Source organism: Allokutzneria albata (assembly GCF_900103775.1).
Classification (GTDB): domain Bacteria; phylum Actinomycetota; class Actinomycetes; order Mycobacteriales; family Pseudonocardiaceae; genus Allokutzneria; species Allokutzneria albata.
Genome location: NZ_LT629701.1, coordinates 6944096 through 6960709 on the forward strand (window position 1 = coordinate 6944096; position 16614 = coordinate 6960709).

The window sequence follows — 16614 nt, forward strand, 5'->3', positions numbered from 1 at the left end:
CGGTCTGGATCACTCCAGGCCGACGGGCTGCTCGGACGCCAGCACCGTGCCGTCCGCCCCGGGGTGCACCTCCACCCGGTTGCGGCCCTGGCGTTTCGCCCGGTAGAGCGCGATGTCGGCGGCGGCGAACAGCTGGTCCAGCTTGGCCGGTCCGGCCGCGACGCCGATGCTCACGGTCGGCCGTTTGATGTTGCCGAGCACCATCGACCAGTCGTGGTCGTCCACCGCGGCGCGGATGCGCTCGGCCACGACCGGGCCGACGTTGTGCCGGTCCTCGCTGGTGTCCACGAGCAGCACCACGAACTCGTCGCCCGCCCAGCGCGCCACGAGATCGTCAGTGCGGCACTCGCGGCGCAGCAGCTGGGCGATCTCGCGCAGCGCAGCGTCGCCCGCGGCGTGCCCCGCGTCGTCGTTGACGCCCTTGAACCAGTCCACGTCGACCAGCACCAGCCATGGCAGCCGTCCGCGCGCCGCGGTCCGCTCCAGCAGGTGCGGTGCCGCGCGCTCCAGGCCGAGCCGGTTCGCCAGCCCGGTCAGCGGGTCCCGCGCCGCAGCCTCCTGGGCCGCCATCGCCAGGCGCTGCGCCTGCACGGCGAGCCTGCGCTGCTCCAGGGCCTGGCCCAGTCCTTCCTGCAGCGTCTCCGTGGCCTTGCGGCTGGACTTGAGGCTCCTGCGCAGCGCCTCCGCCTCGCCGACGGAGTCGCCGAGGGAATTGCAGATGTCGGCCAGGTCCAGGGAGAACCGGAACAGCAGCGAGGTGTCGTTGATCTTCTCGGCCTCCGCCACCGCGCGGGCGGCCAGCGTGCGCGCCTCGGCCAGGTCCCCGCGCTCGCGCTGGACCACGGCGAGCACCCAGTGGCCGACCGCCTGGCCCCACCAGTCCTCGGCTCGTCTGGCCAGTTCACCGGCCTGCTCGGCGGTCTTCTCGGCCTGGTCCAGCTCGCCGATGCCCGCCAGGGAACGCGAGTAGGCGCCGAGCAGCGCGCGGTGCACGTAGCCCTCGCTGATCAGTTCGAGGCCCTGCTCCAGCAGCACCGCCGCCTCGCCGAAGATCTGCGGCGCGGTCTCGGGGGGCGCGTCGACCGCGCGGAAGTTGAGGGTGCCGCCCAGCCGCTGCAGGCAGTGGGCGAGGGTCTGGTCGTGGCCGGAGTCCCTGGCCACCTGGACGGACAGGCGCATCATGTCCAGCGCGGCCCGCCGGTGGCCGATGCCTTCGAGCAGGTAGCCCAGCATGCCGATGGTCTGTGCCGCCGCCGAGCCCTCCGGCCGCTCCGCGTCCAGCTCCGTCCAGCCCTCGGCGGCGAGTTCGAGCGCGAGCGGGATGCGGCCGAGGCGCCACGCGACCACCGCGCGGTAGACCAGCACGGTCGCCCTGCGCCAGCGGTCACCACCCCCGGCGGGGGCGCGCGAGACGACGTCGTCGAAGAGCGTGTTGGCCTCGACGACACGGCCGGAGTCCAGCAGCGACCGCACCTCGCGGTCCTGCCGCGGGATCTGTCCCGCCGCCAGCGGCTCGTCGTGATCCACTACGCCCTCGGCATCCCCTGACCCCGGCCGATCGCGCCGTCCTTGCCCTCACCAGGCGCGATCTGCCGACAGGCTACCTTTCCCGTCGCTGCCCGTACCGCTCGTGGTGCACAACGTCATGAAGTGGTAGCCGACTACGCCATCCGTGTCGCTCCAGATCAGGGGTGTCGGCGAGCCGTTCGACCGGCCCCAGGCACAACCACGCGACCGGCCGGACGCGCTGCGGGATGCCAAGAAGTCTGCGCAGGAAGTCCTCGCGGTAGAAGCTCACCCAGCCCACGCCGAGGCCCTCGGCGGTCGCCGCCAGCCACAGGTTCTGGATCGCCAGGCACACCGAGAACAGGCCCGCGTCGGCGATCGCGTGCCTGCCGAGCACCGCGGGGGAGCCGCGGTCGGCGTCGTAGGTCACCACGACGCCGACGCTGGACTCCAGCACGCCCTCGACCTTGATCCGGGAGAAGGTCTGCGCGCGCTCGCCCTCCAGGGATGCGGCGAAGACGCTGCGCTCCGCCTGGACGTGGTCCCGGAAGGACCTGCGGGTGTCGCGGTCGTGGACGAGCACGAAGTCCCACGGCTGGGAGAGGCCGACGCTGGGGGCGGCGTGGGCCGCCCCCAGCACGCGGTCGAGGACCTCGGGGGCGATCGGCGCCCCGGTGAACTCGGCGCGCACGTCGCGGCGCCGGAAGAGCACGTCGTAGAACTCGGCGACTTCGGTCGGTGCGGACACCGCGCCGACGCTACTACCGGTTGCCGTAGGGCAGCAGCGCCATCTCGCGGGCGTTCTTGATCGCCCTGGCGACCTCGCGCTGCTGCCGCGGCGTCAGGCCGGTGACCCGGCGAGAGCGGATCTTGCCCCGGTCGGAGACGAACTTCCGCAGCAGCGCGGAGTCCTTCCAGTCGACCTCCTCGACGCCCTCGCGCTTGAGCAGGTTGGGCTTCTTCTTCCCGGTGACTCGCTTCATGCCCTCACCAGCTCGACTTGCTGACGCCGGGCAGCTCGCCCGCGTGGGCCATCTCACGGAGCCGGACGCGGGACAGGCCGAAGGCCCGGAAGTACGCCCGCGGCCTGCCGTCGACCGAGTCGCGGTTGCGGACCCGGGTCGCGCTCGCGTCGCGCGGCTGGCGGCGCAGCTCGCGCTCGGCGTCCGCGCGCTCGGCGTCGGAGGAACGCGGTGAGCGCAGGATCTCCTTCAGCTCGGCGCGGCGCTCGGCGTAGCGGGCTACGACGAGCTTGCGCTGCTCGTTCTTGACGATCTTGGACTTCTTGGCCATCTCAGCGCTCCTCCTTGAACTCGACGTGCCTGCGCACCACCGGGTCGTACTTGGTCAGCCGCATGCGGTCCGGATCGTTGCGCCGGTTCTTGCGGGTCACGTAGGTGTAGCCGGTGCCTGCGGTCGACCGGAGCTTGATGATCGGCCGAACGTCGTTGCGCGCCATCAGACCTTCTCTCCGCGGGCGCGGATCTCGGCGACGACCGCCTCGACCCCGCGCTTGTCGATCGTCTTGATGCCCTTGGTGGACACCCGCAGCGAGATCCACCGGTTCTCACTGGCCAGCCAGTAGCGCCTGCGCTGGATGTTGGGGTTCCAGCGGCGCGAGGTGCGCACGTGGGAGTGCGAGACCTGCTTGCCGAAGCCGGGTTCGCGGCCGGTCACCTGACACCTGGCGGACACGGGGCCTCCTCGGGAATGAAAACGATACCGATTTTCGTTAGGGCGGGAGCCAGGGTAGCGTGACCGTCGTTGAAAGTGGAAATCGTTGTCAACAAGGGAGCCGACGTGACTGATCAGCGCGTGCCGGTGGTGCTGCTGTCCGGCCTCGCCGCCGACGCGGTTGCCGAGGTCGCCCGCCAGGCCGCCGCCGACCCGTCGACCGCGGTGCTCCACCACGACCTCCGCGAGGTGGTGCAGGGCGTGGTGCGGCGGACGCTGACCCACGGCGAGTACACCGCGACCGAGGTGCTGGAGCTGGCACACGGATGCGTCTCGTGCACGCTCCGCCAGGACCTCCTGCCCGTCGCGCTGCGGCTGGCCGAAGCGCCCGACGTGCGCCGGATCGTGCTGCACCTGGACCCGGCGCTGGAACCGGAGGCGGTCTGCTGGGCGCTGCACCACGTCGTGGTCGACGGCGCGGTCGCCACCGAACGCCTTCGCGTCGAGGCGGTGGTCAACACGATCGACGCGGCGACGTGGTTCGCGGACGCGATCGGTGAGGAGTCGCTGTTCGAACGGGGCCTGTCGGCGAGCGCCGACGACGAGCGCACCATCGCGCAGGTCGTCGTGGCGCAGGTGGAGTTCGCCGACGCGGTGGTGGTGAGCGGGTCCGCGCCGGACGCGTGGACTGCGGCTCGGACCGACGCGGTGCTGGACCGGCTCGCGCCGGAACTGCCGCGCGCCGACCTGCCCGGGCTCGACCTCGACGCCCTGGTCGCGGCGGTTCCTCCGCGAGCCCGCAGGGGAGAGGTCGGCGACGCGCACGAGCCGTTGCTGCGCGGACAGCCGCCGTTGGAGCCGGACTGCGGGATCTCCGTCGTGCTCTTCGACGAGCGCAGGCCGTTCCACCCCGCACGGCTGCACGACGCGCTGGACGTGTTGCTGGACGGCGTTGTGCGGACCCGTGGGCGGATCTGGGTGGCGAGCCAGCCCGACGCCGCGCTCTGGGTGGAGTCGGCGGGCGGCGGTCTCCGCGTCGCGGACGCGGGGCCGTGGCTGGCGACCAGAGAGGACTGGTCCGAAGTGGACTCCGAGCGCGTGGCCATGGCCTCGCTGCGCTGGGACCCCTACTACGGCGACCGTGAGCAGCAGCTGGTGGTGATCACGCATCTGGCGTCGCCGGAGGAGATCACGGCCGCGCTGCACGATGCGCTGCTCACCGATTCCGAACTGGCCGAGGGCGCCGACGTGTGGCGGACGTACGAGGACCCGTTCGGCGAGTGGCACACAGACCCTTGCGAGGACTCGGGCGACCGGGACTCGGCACTGCGAACAGGAAGGGAAGAAGGATGAAGACCGGGATCCACCCCGAGTACCACCCGGTGGTCTTCAAGGACTCCTCGACGGGCAAGGCGTTCCTGACCCGCTCGACGGCGACCTCGGACAAGACCGTGGAGTGGGAGGACGGCAACACCTACCCGTTGATCGTCGTCGACGTCACCAGCGACTCGCACCCGTTCTGGACGGGCAACCAGCGACTGGTCGACACCGCCGGGCGGGTCGAGAAGTTCCGCCGCCGCTACGGCGAGCGCGCGGGCCGCGGCGGTGGTCGCTGATGGCCGTCCCGAAGCGGCGCATGTCGCGCAGCAACACCCGCAGCCGCAGGGCGCAGTGGAAGGCCGCGCCCGTGCCGCTGGTGCCGATCACCGTGGACGGTCGGCCGGTGCTCGTCCCGCCGCACCTCGTCCAGGCGTTCCGCCGCGGCTACCTGCCCTGAGGCCGTACGCACTGAATGAGTCATTGAGTGCGCTCAACCACCTCAATGACTCATTCAGTGTGAAAGGAGCTAGGCCACCTGGGTGATCTGGGTTTCACCATCGGGGGACTCGCGCCACTGGGTGAAGGGCCGATCCATGTGCCAGCGGCCGGTCGAGTCCCGTTCCAGGACCCGGAAATCACAGGTCGGCGGGTTCGACAGCGATTCGAACAATTCGATGCTCCAGTTGAAGAGCCGGCGGCACAGCAAACGCATCGTCAGCCCGTGCGAGACCACCAGCACGTTCTTCGGGTGCGCCGGGTCGTTGTCCACCCGCCGTTCCAGCTCGGTGAGGAAACCCGCGACGCGGTCGTCGACGTCCGCGCCGGACTCGCCGTGCGCCAGCCGGAAGAAGAAGTGGCCGAAGGCGTGCCGCTCCTGCTTCTGCCGCTCCTGGTCGACCGGGTCCTGGAGGTTGCCCCAGTCCTGTTCCCGCAGGCGGGGCTCGGGGACTATCCGTTCGACCAGGTTGCCCAGCTCCATCAGCTCGAAGGTCTGCCGCGTGCGCAGGTAGGGGCTCACGTACGCGGCGACGGGACCGGGCTCGAGCAGGCGGCGCATGCGCGGCGCTATGCCGCGCGCCTGTTGCACGCCCCGCGGGGTCAGCGGCAGGGCGTGGTCCGGTATGCGGCAGTAGGCAAGCTCATCGACGTTGCCGAGGCTTTCCGCGTGTCGCAGCAGGATGATCCGCACATGTCCATCGTGCCTTTTTTCCTCTACTCCATCAGCGGGAACATCAGTTGTCGCAGCGTCCGACCGGGTAGAGAACCTGATGTAACCACCCCAATTTCCCGAGCCCCCATCGCGAAATAGAAGCCTTCGGCGTAGGGCTCCGCGTCCAGGACGAGCTCCGTCCATCCCATATTCCGGGCCGTCCGCACCGCGTCCGTCCACAAGAGCCTGCCGATACCGGTGCCGATGTGCGGCGGATCGACCCACAGGTTGCCCAGCTCGCCGCGCGGCCCGGTGCCGTCGAGGCTGAAGAATCCGAGCACCTCGCCCTCGCGCTCGGCCACGACGAACAGGCTCTCCGAAAGGCGTTCCCCGGTGTAGGTCAGCTCGGCGCGCACCGCCGCCATGAACTCCGCGTCGTAGCCCCAGTGCGCCTTCGACCGCTGTGCGAGCGCGCTGAGCGCACCGGCCTCGTCCGCGCGCGCCGGGCGCAGCGTGATCTCGTTGCCCACCGCTCGATCCTGGCGGTCAGCATCACGTCGCCGCACGCGATTTCCTGAGGGAGGATCACCGGGTGTTGATCGTGTTGGAGCTGGTCGGCATCGCCGTGTTCGCCGCGTCCGGCGCGCTCGCCGGTGTTCGAGCGCGCCTGGACGTCTTCGGCGTGGTGATCCTCGCGATGACCACCGCGCTCGGCGGCGGGATCCTGCGCGACGTGCTGCTCGACGTCAGCCCGCCTGCCAGCCTGCGGGACTGGCGCTACCTGCTGGTGACCGCGGTGACCGGCCTCGTCGTCTTCTGGGTCCACCCGCACATGGCCAAGCTGCGGCGCGCGATGTTGCTCGCGGACGCGGTGGGGCTCGGGCTGTTCACCACTGCGGGCACGATCACCGCGCTGGAGCTGGGCGCGCCCGCCTACACCGCCTGCCTGATCGGGATGACGACGGGCATCGGTGGCGGCGCCCTGCGCGACGTGCTGATCAGGGAGATTCCCGTGGTGCTGCAGCGGGAGATCTACGCCGTGGCCGCACTGCTCGGCGCCGTCGTCGTGGTGGTGGGGCGGCACGTCGGGCTGCCGCAGGGCCCGACCGTGCTCGCCGGGGCGACGCTGATCGTGGCGATCCGCGTGCTGGGGCTGTGGCGGAAGTGGAACGCGCCGCTGCCGCGCGAGCTGTGACTGCGCGGCAATGACTATTTTGGCAGCGTTCAGCACCTTCTCAGGCACTTCTCAGGGCAGCGGGTAAGACTACGTCCATGCGCATCCTCGTTGTCGACGACGATCGGGCCGTACGCGACTCGCTGCGGCGGTCGTTGCAGTTCAACGGCTACCAGGTCGAGATGGCCAGCGACGGTGTGCAGGCACTGGAACAGCTCGGCGCCAGCAGACCGGACGCGATGGTGCTCGACGTGATGATGCCGCGGCTGGACGGCCTGGAGGTCTGCCGCAGGCTCCGCAGCACCGGGGACGACCTGCCGATCCTGGTGCTCACGGCCCGGGACGCCGTGTCCGACCGCGTCGCCGGGCTGGACGCCGGTGCCGACGACTACCTGCCCAAGCCGTTCGCGCTGGAGGAGCTGCTGGCGCGGCTGCGCGCCCTGCTCCGGCGCACCGGGCCCGGCCAGGACGACGCGGGCGCGGCCGCCGCCACCCTGCGCTTCGCCGACCTCGAACTGGACCCGGGCACGAGGGACGTGCGCCGAGGCGACCGGTCGATCAGCCTGACCCGCACCGAGTTCTCGTTGCTGGAGCTGTTCCTCGCGCACCCGCGCCAGGTCCTCACCCGCGGCCGCATCCTGGAGGAGGTGTGGGGCTACGACTTCCCCACCTCCGGCAACGCCCTCGAGGTGTACGTGGGCTACCTGCGCCGCAAGACCGAGGCCGCGGGCGAACCGCGACTGCTGCACACCGTGCGCGGCGTGGGCTACGTGCTCCGGGAGACCGCTCCGTGACCCTCCCGAACGGGATGCGCCAGCGCTTCTCTCTCCAGTCCCGGATCACCGCGCTGGCCGCCTTCGGGGTGGGCTTCGCCGTGGCCCTGGTCTCCCTCGCCGCCTACATCACGGTGCGCTCCAGCCTGTACAGCCAGCTGGAGACCAAGCTGGAGGACCAGGCGCGGGAAGCGGTCAGCACCGCCATCGCGCAGAGCGACTTCGGGGGATTCCCCAGCGACGTGTTCCAGGTCTTCGGCCTGAAGGTCGCGCTGCTGGAGGTCGACCGCACCGGGCACCTCACGCTCAAGGTCGGCAGTGGCGGCCGGGCGACCGCGCCCGCGGTGGACCGGGCCGAGATCGAGGTGGCGCTCGGCACGAACGACTCGAACAGCCGGGTCGACACCAAGACCGACACCCAGATCGCGGCGGTGAACATCCGCCCCGGGCTCGCACTGGTCCTCGGCCAGTCGCTGGTGTCGACCAAGGCGACGCTGAACCGGCTCGGCGTGGTGCTGGTCGTGGTCGGCGGCGCGGGCATCCTCCTCGCCGCCGCGGCGGGCACCGCGGTCGCACGCGGCAGCCTCCGGCCGGTGAAGCGGCTGACCGAGGCGGCCGAACACGTCGCGCGCACCGCGGAGCTGCGACCGATCCCGATCACCGGTGACGACGAGCTGGCGCGGCTGACGCAGGCGTTCAACTCGATGCTCGCGGCGCTCTCGGAGTCGCAGGAGCGGCAACGGAGGCTCGTCGCCGACGCCGGTCACGAGCTCCGCACCCCGCTGACTTCCTTGCGCACCAACCTGGAGCTGCTGCTCGCCTCGCAGCGCGTCGACACCCCGAACCTGTCCGAAGAGGACCGGGCGGAGATCTACGAGGACGTCCGCGCCCAGGTCAACGAACTGTCCACTTTGGTCGGTGACCTGGTGGAGCTGGCCAGGGACGACGCCCCGGGTGTCGTGCACGAACCGGTGGACATGGTGGACGTCGTGGAGCGCGCACTGGAACGCGCCCGCCGCCGCGCGCCGAACCTGGAGTTCGACGCGAGCCTGCGTCCGTGGGTGCTCGACGGCGACGCGAACGCGTTGGAGCGAGCCGCGCTGAACCTGTTGGACAACGCGGCCAAGTGGAGCCCGCCGGGCGGTCGCGTCCGCGTCGAGCTGCGCCAGGCCGGTCAGGGCGTCGGGTTGCTCGAAGTGGCCGACGCGGGCAACGGCATCGCGGACGCGGACCTGCCGCACGTGTTCGAACGGTTCTACCGTTCCTCCGAGGCGCGCACGCTGCCCGGCTCCGGCCTGGGCCTGGCGATCGTCAAGCAGGTGGCCGAGCGCCACGGCGGCACCGCGACCGCGGGGCACGCACCCGAAGGCGGCGCGCTCATGTCGATCTGGCTGCCGGGGCGTCCCGGCTAGACGAAGTGCGACGGGATCGGCTCGGCGAGCAGGCGGTGCGTGGTGTCCAGGCCCCAGGAATCCAAGCCGCGCAAGCCGTCCGATGACGCGCGCAGGCCGCCGCTGGTGCTGATGTGCTCGGCCCATTCGATCCGGTGCTCGACGGCGGGACGGGCGACGATGCAGTCGGGGTCGTTCACCCAGAACCGCCCGTGCTGGAAGCGCCGCGACTCGCCGTTGAGCACCGCGCCGAGCTGGGCGGGCTGCGACAGGTCACCCGATCCCGGCGCGTACTCCAACGCGATGTCCGGGCTCACCCGCATCGCGTCCACCATGCCGATCGACGGCAGCTGCGGGGCGCCGCAGCCGAGGAGGTAGGCGTCCGGGCCGATCACCTCGCGGATCAGCTCCAGGCCGCTGCGGTACGCCTCGATCCCGGACACGCCCGCGTGCCTGCGCCCGGGCACCGCGCCCGCGTACACAAAGTCGATCTTGTGATAGTCGATGCCCCACTCCGCGAAGGTCGTGAACACGGTGCGCAGGTAGTCCCTCGCCCCGGGGTGCGTGGTGTCCAGCGCGTACAGCTGCTGACCCCAGTTGTGCCCGACGCGCACCGGGTTTTCCTTGCCCACCAACCAATCCGGGTGCTCCGCCAACAGCTCCGAGCGTTCGGCGACCAGGAACGGCGCGGTCCAGATCCCCGCCCGGCGGCCGTGGTCGCGGATGTGGGCGAACAGGCCGGGCACGTCGGGGAAGCGCCCGGACGGGACCAGCCAGTCGCCGACCTCGCGCTGGTAGCCGTCGTCGACCTGGACCACGTCGATCGGCAGCTGCAGGTCTTCCATCGCTTCCAGGTTGTCCACGATGTCGTCGGCGGTGACGTCGGTGAAGTACTCGTACCAGGAGCACCAGCCGGTCGGTGCCGGGCGCGGCGCCGGCACCGCGAGCCGCGCGCACACCTCGTCGGCCCACGCGGCCAGCGCGCCGGGGATGTCACCGGTGTGCTGCCGGATCTCCACCGAACCGTTGGCGCTGATCACTAGGCGGTCGCCCGCGCGCACCGCGAGGATGGTGGGCACCTCGGCGGTCGGGTCCGTCGCGGCGAACAGCGTGACGGAGTCGCCCTCGGCGACGGCGAACAAGCCCTCGCCGCAGTAGGTGCCGGGGGCGGGGGCGGTCGTGTGCCGGTAGGCGATCAACCGCTTGTCCTCGTCCACCGGGCGGTGCGGGGCCGCGCCGAGCCGGTAGGTCGTCGACGGGGACCACGACTGCCAACCCTGCTCGTGCACCACGGTCTCGTCGCTGGTCTGGATCTCCGCGATGGTCTCCATCGATGCCGGCCCTCTCTGTTTGCTTGTTCACAAGTCCAATCGTCACCGAACGAACTCGAACACGCCGCCCTGTCACCATGCTAGGCGTGGTTTATTCGACTTTGCTGCCCTTTCCGGCTCTTCAGCGAGCATCTGATCTTGTATGCGGGCCGCAGTTGGACACACCTTCATGTTGGACTGTGTTGACGTTGGACCTCCAGCTGGGTCACGCTGGACGGGTGGAGCCGTCGAGAGGAAGAGGTGCGCGGTGCTGGCGCGGCAAAGACAGGCGGTGATCCTGGAAGAGGTGCGCAGGACCGGCGCGGTGCGGGTCAGTGACCTGGTGACCAGGCTCGGCGTCTCCGACATGACCGTGCGCAGGGACCTCGACGCCCTCGCCCGGCGCGGACAGGTGGAGAAGGTCTACGGCGGCGCGACCTCGGCGACCGGCCGCAGCACCGACGAACCCGGCTTCGAGGCCAAGTCCGTCCGACAGCTGCCGGAGAAGGAGGCCATCGCGGCGATGGCCGCCGAACTGGTCCGCCCGGGCACCGCGATCGGGCTCTCCGCGGGCACCACCACCTGGACGCTGGCCCGCTACCTCGACGACGTGGCCGACCTGACCGTGGTCACCAACTCGATCCGGGTGGCCGACGTGCTCCAGCAGCGCGGGCGCACCGACCGGACCGTGGTGCTCACCGGCGGGGTGCGGACGCCGTCGGACGCGCTCGTCGGCCCCGTCGCGGTGCAGGCGCTGCGCTCGCTGCACCTGGACCTGGTGTTCCTCGGCGTGCACGGGATGGCGCCGAACGCGGGGTTCACCACGCCGAACCTCAACGAGAGCGAGACCGATCGCGCGCTGGTCGACGCCGCGAGCAACCTGGTGGTGCTCGCCGACCACACCAAGTGGGCCACGATCGGCATCTCCACGATCGCCCAGCTCGACGAGGCGCACGTGCTCGTCAGCGACGAGGGCCTTGACCAGGGCGCGCGGGAGATCCTCGCCGAGCACGTCGACGAACTGGTGCTCGCCCCCGTTCCCGCCCGCAGGACTCAGCCGGAGGTCGGCGCGTGAAGCGCAGCAGCAACCACCTCGCGGACGGCCGCGAGATCATCTACTTCGACGACACCGAGACCGCTCCGCGCACCGCGGTGGACTCGCGCGACCTGCCCGCGCAGGCCCCGCGCTCGGAGATCCGCCGCGACCCGCTGACCGGCGAGTGGGTCGGCATGGCGGCGCACCGGCAGACCCGCATCTACAAGCCGCCTGCCGATCTCTGTCCGCTCTGCCCGACCTCGCCCGGGCGCCCGACGGAGATCCCCGAGTCGAGCTACGACGTGGTGGTCTTCGAGAACCGGTTCCCGTCCTTCGCCCAGGGCGTTCCCGCACGTCCGTCCACTGTGGACGGCATGCCCATGGTGGAGCAGGCCGGCGGGCTCGGCCGGTGCGAGGTCGTGTGCTTCACCTCCGACCACGAGTCCTCCTTCGGCAAGCTCAGCCCCGAGCGGGTGCGCACCGTCGTGGAGGCGTGGGCCGACCGCACCAGCACGCTCGGCGCGCTGCCCGGGGTGGAGCAGGTGTTCTGCTTCGAGAACCGCGGTGAAGAGATCGGCGTGACGCTGCACCACCCGCACGGTCAGATCTACGGCTACCCCTTCGTCACCCCGCGCACGGAGCGCATGCTGGCGACCGCCCGCGAGTACCACGCCGAGCACGGCAGGCACGTCCTCGGTGACGTGCTCGCCGCCGAGCGCGCCGCGGAGGTCCGCGTCATCGGCTCCACCGAGCACTGGACCGCCTTCGTGCCCGCGGCCGCGCGGTGGCCGGTCGAGGTGCTCCTGGTGCCGCACCGCCAGGTCCCGGACATCCCCGCGCTCAGCGACGCCGAGCGCGACGACTTCGGCCGCCTCTACCTCGACGTGCTCGGCAGGCTCGACGGGCTCTACGACAAGCCGCTGCCCTACATCGCGGCCTGGCACCAGGCGCCGGTCCGCGTCGGGCGCGAGCACTCGTGGCTGCACCTGCAGGTGTTCTCCGTGCTGCGCACCGCCGACAAGCTCAAGTACCTGGCGGGCTCGGAGTCCGGGATGGCGGTGTGGGTCAACGACGTCACCCCGGAGCAGATCGCCGAGCGCCTGCGCGGTTCCGGGTGAATTGACGGGGTATCCATAAGCGAACCCCAGGCGTGTCTAAGCCTGTTCTCAGGTGAGCACTCCAAAGTGGTTCCCATGACGGACAACACCTCCGGCGCCTCGGGCGGACAGCCTGAGCGCCCGCAGCAGCCGACCGAGGGCAACACCCCGCAGCAGCAGGGTGTGCCGGAGGCCAACGCTCCCCAGCAGCCCTTCCCGGGCTACGGAGGACAGCCCCACCCACAGCAGGACAACGGTGCCATGACGAATCCACTCGGCATCCCGATGCAGGGGCACCAGCAGCAGGTGCCCACCCGGCCGAGGCCGCAGTCCGGCCGCGGCAAGCTCGTCGCGGGTGCGCTCGTCTTCGCGCTGCTCGGCGGTGTCGCGGGCGGCGTCGGCGGCGGCGTGCTCGGCTACAACCTCGCGCTCAACGGCAGCTCGATCAACGCGCTCGACGCCCCCCGGCCCGACGCCAGCAACGTCAACAGCCCCGCTCCCGCGGGCACCGTGGAAGCCGTCGCGCAGAAGGTGCTGCCGAGCGTGGTGCAGCTGCAGACCCAGAGCGGGTCGGGCTCCGGCGTCGTGCTCAGCTCGGACGGCATGATCCTCACCAACAACCACGTGGTCGAGGAGGCCGCCGCCGGGGGCGGGCAGATCCGCATCCAGTTCAAGGACGGCAGGACCGCGCCCGCCAAGATCATCGGCGTCGACCCCACCTCCGACCTGGCCGTGGTGAAGGCCGACGGCGTCTCCGGGCTCACCCCGGTGGAGCTCGGCCGCTCCGGCAACCTCCGGGTCGGCCAGCAGGTCGTGGCCATCGGCGCCCCGTTCGGCCTGAGCAACACGGTCACCAGCGGCATCGTCAGCGCGCTGCAGCGCCCCGTGCGCACCGGCAACGAGGCGGGCGACAGCACCGTGATGGACGCGGTGCAGACCGACGCCGCGATCAACCCCGGCAACTCCGGCGGTCCGCTGGTGGACATGAGCGGCAAGGTCATCGGCATCAACACCGCGATCAAGACGGCCAGCGGTGGCCAGCAGCAGTCCGGCGGCTCCATCGGCCTCGGCTTCGCCATCCCGATCGACCAGGCGATCCGCATCGCCAACGAGCTGCGCACCAACGGCAAGGCCACCCACGCGGTGCTCGGGGTGACGCTGTCGCAGCAGCAGGCCGGGTCGCGCTCGGCGGTGACCAACGGCGCGGTCGTCGGCACGGTCGAGCCGAACTCGGCGGCCGAGGCGGCGGGCATCAAGCAGGGTGACGTGATCACCAAGCTGGACGACCGGCGGATCAGCGACGCGGACTCGCTCATCGCGGCGGTCCGCTCGCACAACCCGAACTCCAAGGTCAAGGTCACCGTCAGCAGCGGTGGCGCCGAACGCGAGGTCGAGCTGACGCTGGGCAGCAGGGTGCTCAGCGGGGGCTGACCTCTTTCGAAGGGACGCGGGTTCCCGGCCTGCCCTCGGGCCGGGGGCCCGCGCTCCGTTCCGACCGGCCCTCCCAGGAGAGCGCACATGCAACCGAACCCGATCGCCGAACCGTCCACGCACGCCGTCCTCGAGCCGACTAACGTGATCCGCATGGAACGCACCGCGAAGCTCGGCCGTGCCCTCGTCGTGCTCGTCGACGACCGCCTGGCCCACGGGGAGCACGAGGACACCACCGGGCCGCTGGTCACCGAGCTGCTCGAAGAAGCAGGCTTCATCGTGGACGGCACCGTCGCGGTCGCCGGCGAGATCGTGGAGATCCGCAACGCGCTCAACACCGCGGTGATCGGCGGCGTCGACCTGGTGATCACCGTCGGCGGGACCGGCGTGTCCCCGCGCGACGTCACGCCGGACGCGACGGTCGGCGTGCTGGACCGCCCGCTGCCGGGCATCGCCGAGGCCCTCCGCGCCTCCGGCCTGGCCGCAGGAGCGGTGGACGCGGGCATCTCCCGCGGCGTCGTCGGCGTCTCCGGCAGCACCCTCGTGGTCAACCTGGCCGCGTCCCGCTCCTCGGTGCGCGACGGCATGGCCACCCTGACCCCGTTGGTGCAGCACGTGATCGAACAGCTGTCCAGCCTCGAAGAGGCCTGAGATGGCCGGGGCGGGCGGCGATCCGAAGAAGGACGCGGAGCGGCGCAGGAAGCTCGACGAACTCTTCGGCGACGTGCTCCCGGAGACCACCTCCGACGAGCGCGACCCCGGTGACCGCGCCGACCGCACCCCGGACGCCTGGTACTACGAGAACCGCCCGCCCCACCACGACGCCTGACCCGTTCCGCACCGCACCCGGTCTCCCGCTGTGGGTGCGGAACGGCCGCTACTTCGGGCGATTGGGGTCGAGCACGTTCTCCAGCTTCGTGCTGACGTTCTCGATCTTGTCGTGGTACTTCCCGCGCGTGGCCTTGTCCAGCTTCGACGCGGCCAGGTCCACGCCGCGCGCCGCGGCTCCGCCCGCCTTCTCCGCGAGCGGGCCCGCCTTCTCCCTGGCCTGCTCCGCGAGCGGGCCGACCTTCTCCTTCGCCTGGTTGGCGAGTTCCTTGGCCTTGTCCAGCAAACCCATTGCCTCGTCCCTCCGCCGCCGCGGTGTGCCGTCCTGACTCCGACGCTACCCAGGACGGCACACCGCCGCAGGAATTGCCGTCAGCGCTGCGAGTGCTGGGCCTGCAGCAGGTCGCGGATCTCGGTCAGCAGCTCCACGTCGGTCGGCTTCGACGGGCCCGCCTCCTTGCCCCGCTCGCGCCGTTCCTGGATCTTCTTGATCGGCAGCACCAGGACGAAGTAGACCACCGCGGCCACGATCAGGAAGTTGATCGCCGCGTTGATCACGGTGCCCAGGTCGATGAACGTCGACGGCTTGTCGGCGACGATCTGGAAGCCCAGCCCCTGCGCCGGGTCCGAACCGCCGACGGAGTTGATCAGCGGCTTGATGATGCCCGTGGTGAACGCCGTGACGATCGCCGTGAACGCGCTGCCGATGACCACGGCGACGGCGAGCTCGACCACGTTGCCGCGCATGATGAAGTCTTTGAAGCCCTTAAGCACTGCTGCCCCTTTTTGGTCCATTGCCGCTTGGCCCGCACAGAGTAAACAGTCACTTCCGGAGCGTGATCGCCACCGGTCGGGTGAGCGCGGCCGCCGCGACCTTGGTCGCGTCCTCCCTGGTCAGGGCGAGCACGACGAGACGGTCGGCGCGGTGGGCGACGCTCCGTCCCTCGTTCTCGCTGCGAACCGCGAGCACCGCGGCGTCCTCGGCGAGCACGGCCGAATCCTGGGTGATCACATCCACCCGGCTGCCCGCCCGGAGCAGATCGGCGACGCCGGGGTCCGCGGGTCGCACGGCCACAGCCGCGGCTTGCGCGTCGCCGGTGACCAAGCCGGTGAGCGCCGGACCGGCCAGGCGCAGGTCGGTCAGCGGTTCACCGCGTCGCGCCGCGCCCACGAGTAATCGCCCGGCGACCGGCGTGGCCGCGGCGAGAGCGCCGTCGGGTACCGAGTCGGTGGCGAAGGCGTGCGCGCGCACGTCGTCGGCGTTCAGGACCGCGCCAGGAGCCAGATCCCGGGAAGCCACAAGGACGTTGACGCTCTCGGCCGGTGGCGCGCAGGCCAGGAACGCAGCCAGCGCAAGGAGAATCGCCGTCAGCAGTCTGCGCAGGACCACGGTGCGGCCACGCAGCAGCCGTCCTATCCGGTCACGGGGCAGAGGTGCCAGTGTTCCGCCCATCGAGCCTCCCGAAGTCGTTGTGGATCAGCGACTTCGACGCTAGGCGGCGATGGGCGGTCTTCCGGCGTCCGCGGGCGAAGCTGTGGACAACCGGTGCCGTTGTGGACAACTACCGGGATCAGGTGGCGTCAGGACGCCGCGGCGGCCTTCGTCGTCGTGGTCGTGGTCGACGATGAGGACGTCGACTTCGACGCGTCCGAAGTGGACGTGGACTTGCTGTCCGAAGAGGACGACGACGAATCAGAGGAGGCGCCGACCGTGGAGCTGCTGCCGGACCGGCTGTCGGTGCGGTAGAAGCCGCTCCCCTTGAAGACGATGCCCACGGAACCGAACAGCTTGCGGAGCTTGCCCGAGCACTCCGGGCACTCGGTGAGCGCGTTGTCGCTGAACGACTGGAACGCCTCGAAGCGGTGCTCGCACTCAGTGCAGGCGTACTGGTAGGTCGGCACGACGTCCCTCCGCGAACTGTCG

The 16614-nt window shown here is 70.9% G+C and carries 24 protein-coding genes; 11 read left to right on the plus strand and 13 right to left on the minus strand.

The annotated features are described in order from the left end of the window. Positions 1 to 9 precede the first annotated feature (9 nt). From BLT28_RS31715 to rpmB, 6 genes are all read right to left on the minus strand, one after another. A complete protein-coding gene (locus tag BLT28_RS31715) occupies positions 10 to 1527 on the minus strand; it encodes a GGDEF domain-containing protein (RefSeq protein ID WP_052406798.1) in 1518 nt (505 codons plus the stop codon). Between the two features lie 73 nt (positions 1528 to 1600). Continuing rightward, positions 1601 to 2254 (minus strand): 5,6-dimethylbenzimidazole synthase, encoded by a 654-nt coding sequence (gene bluB / locus BLT28_RS31720; protein WP_030427004.1) that lies wholly within the window; start codon positions 2252 to 2254, stop codon positions 1601 to 1603. A 13-nt stretch (positions 2255 to 2267) separates the two neighbouring features. After that, the gene (gene rpsR, locus BLT28_RS31725; RefSeq protein ID WP_030427003.1) at positions 2268 to 2489 is read right to left on the minus strand and encodes a 30S ribosomal protein S18; all 222 of its coding nucleotides are present in this window, start codon (positions 2487 to 2489) and stop codon (positions 2268 to 2270) included. Between the two features lie 4 nt (positions 2490 to 2493). Then, the gene (gene rpsN / locus BLT28_RS31730) at positions 2494 to 2799 is read right to left on the minus strand and encodes a 30S ribosomal protein S14 (RefSeq protein ID WP_030427002.1); all 306 of its coding nucleotides are present in this window, start codon (positions 2797 to 2799) and stop codon (positions 2494 to 2496) included. A gap of 1 nt (position 2800) precedes the next feature. Further along, positions 2801 to 2965 (minus strand): 50S ribosomal protein L33, encoded by a 165-nt coding sequence (gene rpmG, locus BLT28_RS31735; RefSeq protein ID WP_030427001.1) that lies wholly within the window; start codon positions 2963 to 2965, stop codon positions 2801 to 2803. After that, positions 2965 to 3201, minus strand: a complete 237-nt coding sequence (gene rpmB, locus BLT28_RS31740) for a 50S ribosomal protein L28 (RefSeq protein WP_030427000.1) — start codon at positions 3199 to 3201, stop codon at positions 2965 to 2967. Before rpmB ends, rpmG begins: the two co-directional genes overlap by 1 nt. 105 nt (positions 3202 to 3306) lie before the next feature. On the opposite strand from rpmB, the gene mrf reads away from it, so the two are divergent. The 3 genes from mrf to rpmF are packed head-to-tail and all read left to right on the plus strand — an operon-like array spanning position 3307 to position 4957. Next, positions 3307 to 4533: a ribosome hibernation factor-recruiting GTPase MRF gene (gene mrf, locus BLT28_RS31745; protein ID WP_030426999.1), complete on the plus strand. Its 1227-nt coding sequence runs from the start codon at positions 3307 to 3309 to the stop codon at positions 4531 to 4533. Further along, a complete protein-coding gene (locus tag BLT28_RS31750; protein WP_030426998.1) occupies positions 4530 to 4796 on the plus strand; it encodes a type B 50S ribosomal protein L31 in 267 nt (88 codons plus the stop codon). The genes mrf and BLT28_RS31750 overlap by 4 nt, the downstream gene beginning before the upstream one ends. Then, positions 4796 to 4957 carry a 50S ribosomal protein L32 gene (gene rpmF, locus BLT28_RS31755; RefSeq protein ID WP_030426997.1) on the plus strand — a complete coding sequence of 54 codons (162 nt, stop codon included), beginning with the start codon at positions 4796 to 4798 and terminating at the stop codon, positions 4955 to 4957. The genes BLT28_RS31750 and rpmF overlap by 1 nt, the downstream gene beginning before the upstream one ends. A gap of 69 nt (positions 4958 to 5026) precedes the next feature. Here rpmF and BLT28_RS31760 read toward each other — a convergent pair whose 3' ends face one another. Continuing rightward, the gene (locus BLT28_RS31760) at positions 5027 to 5689 is read right to left on the minus strand and encodes a histidine phosphatase family protein (protein ID WP_030426996.1); all 663 of its coding nucleotides are present in this window, start codon (positions 5687 to 5689) and stop codon (positions 5027 to 5029) included. Between the two features lie 23 nt (positions 5690 to 5712). Then, positions 5713 to 6180: a GNAT family N-acetyltransferase gene (locus BLT28_RS31765; RefSeq protein WP_030426995.1), complete on the minus strand. Its 468-nt coding sequence runs from the start codon at positions 6178 to 6180 to the stop codon at positions 5713 to 5715. A gap of 62 nt (positions 6181 to 6242) precedes the next feature. Between BLT28_RS31765 and BLT28_RS31770 the strand changes: the two genes are divergently transcribed. The 3 genes from BLT28_RS31770 to BLT28_RS31780 all read left to right on the plus strand — a co-directional run bounded on the left by BLT28_RS31770 (position 6243) and on the right by BLT28_RS31780 (position 9009). Next, positions 6243 to 6845 (plus strand): trimeric intracellular cation channel family protein, encoded by a 603-nt coding sequence (locus BLT28_RS31770; protein WP_030426994.1) that lies wholly within the window; start codon positions 6243 to 6245, stop codon positions 6843 to 6845. A gap of 77 nt (positions 6846 to 6922) precedes the next feature. Then, the gene (locus BLT28_RS31775) at positions 6923 to 7618 is read left to right on the plus strand and encodes a response regulator transcription factor (RefSeq protein WP_030426993.1); all 696 of its coding nucleotides are present in this window, start codon (positions 6923 to 6925) and stop codon (positions 7616 to 7618) included. A gap of 14 nt (positions 7619 to 7632) precedes the next feature. After that, entirely contained in the window at positions 7633 to 9009 is a 1377-nt protein-coding gene (locus BLT28_RS31780; RefSeq protein ID WP_052406838.1) for a sensor histidine kinase, read from the plus strand. Here the strand turns inward: BLT28_RS31780 and BLT28_RS31785 are convergent. Then, positions 9006 to 10319: a glycoside hydrolase family 36 protein gene (locus BLT28_RS31785; RefSeq protein WP_052406797.1), complete on the minus strand. Its 1314-nt coding sequence runs from the start codon at positions 10317 to 10319 to the stop codon at positions 9006 to 9008. The genes BLT28_RS31780 and BLT28_RS31785 overlap by 4 nt on opposite strands. Before the next feature lie 247 nt (positions 10320 to 10566). On the opposite strand from BLT28_RS31785, the gene BLT28_RS31790 reads away from it, so the two are divergent. The 5 genes from BLT28_RS31790 to BLT28_RS41110 all read left to right on the plus strand — a co-directional run bounded on the left by BLT28_RS31790 (position 10567) and on the right by BLT28_RS41110 (position 14691). Beyond that, on the plus strand, positions 10567 to 11373 hold the full coding sequence (locus BLT28_RS31790) for a DeoR/GlpR family DNA-binding transcription regulator (protein WP_030426990.1): 807 nt from the start codon (positions 10567 to 10569) through the stop codon (positions 11371 to 11373). Beyond that, a complete protein-coding gene (galT, locus tag BLT28_RS31795; protein ID WP_030426989.1) occupies positions 11370 to 12452 on the plus strand; it encodes a galactose-1-phosphate uridylyltransferase in 1083 nt (360 codons plus the stop codon). Before BLT28_RS31790 ends, galT begins: the two co-directional genes overlap by 4 nt. 75 nt (positions 12453 to 12527) lie before the next feature. Beyond that, on the plus strand, positions 12528 to 13862 hold the full coding sequence (locus tag BLT28_RS31800) for a trypsin-like peptidase domain-containing protein (protein ID WP_052406796.1): 1335 nt from the start codon (positions 12528 to 12530) through the stop codon (positions 13860 to 13862). A gap of 153 nt (positions 13863 to 14015) precedes the next feature. Further along, complete coding sequence (locus BLT28_RS31805; RefSeq protein WP_081899991.1) at positions 14016 to 14513, plus strand: MogA/MoaB family molybdenum cofactor biosynthesis protein; 498 nt, start codon at positions 14016 to 14018, stop codon at positions 14511 to 14513. A gap of 1 nt (position 14514) precedes the next feature. After that, complete coding sequence (locus BLT28_RS41110) at positions 14515 to 14691, plus strand: hypothetical protein (protein ID WP_169748555.1); 177 nt, start codon at positions 14515 to 14517, stop codon at positions 14689 to 14691. 48 nt (positions 14692 to 14739) lie between these two features. On the opposite strand, the gene BLT28_RS31810 is transcribed toward BLT28_RS41110, so the two are convergent. The 4 genes from BLT28_RS31810 to BLT28_RS31825 all read right to left on the minus strand — a co-directional run bounded on the left by BLT28_RS31810 (position 14740) and on the right by BLT28_RS31825 (position 16592). Beyond that, positions 14740 to 14982 (minus strand): Rv0909 family putative TA system antitoxin, encoded by a 243-nt coding sequence (locus tag BLT28_RS31810; RefSeq protein ID WP_052406794.1) that lies wholly within the window; start codon positions 14980 to 14982, stop codon positions 14740 to 14742. 80 nt (positions 14983 to 15062) lie between these two features. After that, positions 15063 to 15464, minus strand: a complete 402-nt coding sequence (gene mscL / locus BLT28_RS31815; protein WP_030426985.1) for a large-conductance mechanosensitive channel protein MscL — start codon at positions 15462 to 15464, stop codon at positions 15063 to 15065. Between the two features lie 49 nt (positions 15465 to 15513). Continuing rightward, the gene (locus BLT28_RS31820) at positions 15514 to 16143 is read right to left on the minus strand and encodes an SAF domain-containing protein (RefSeq protein ID WP_030426984.1); all 630 of its coding nucleotides are present in this window, start codon (positions 16141 to 16143) and stop codon (positions 15514 to 15516) included. 128 nt (positions 16144 to 16271) lie between these two features. Beyond that, positions 16272 to 16592: an FmdB family zinc ribbon protein gene (locus tag BLT28_RS31825; protein ID WP_030426983.1), complete on the minus strand. Its 321-nt coding sequence runs from the start codon at positions 16590 to 16592 to the stop codon at positions 16272 to 16274. Positions 16593 to 16614: the final 22 nt, after the last annotated feature.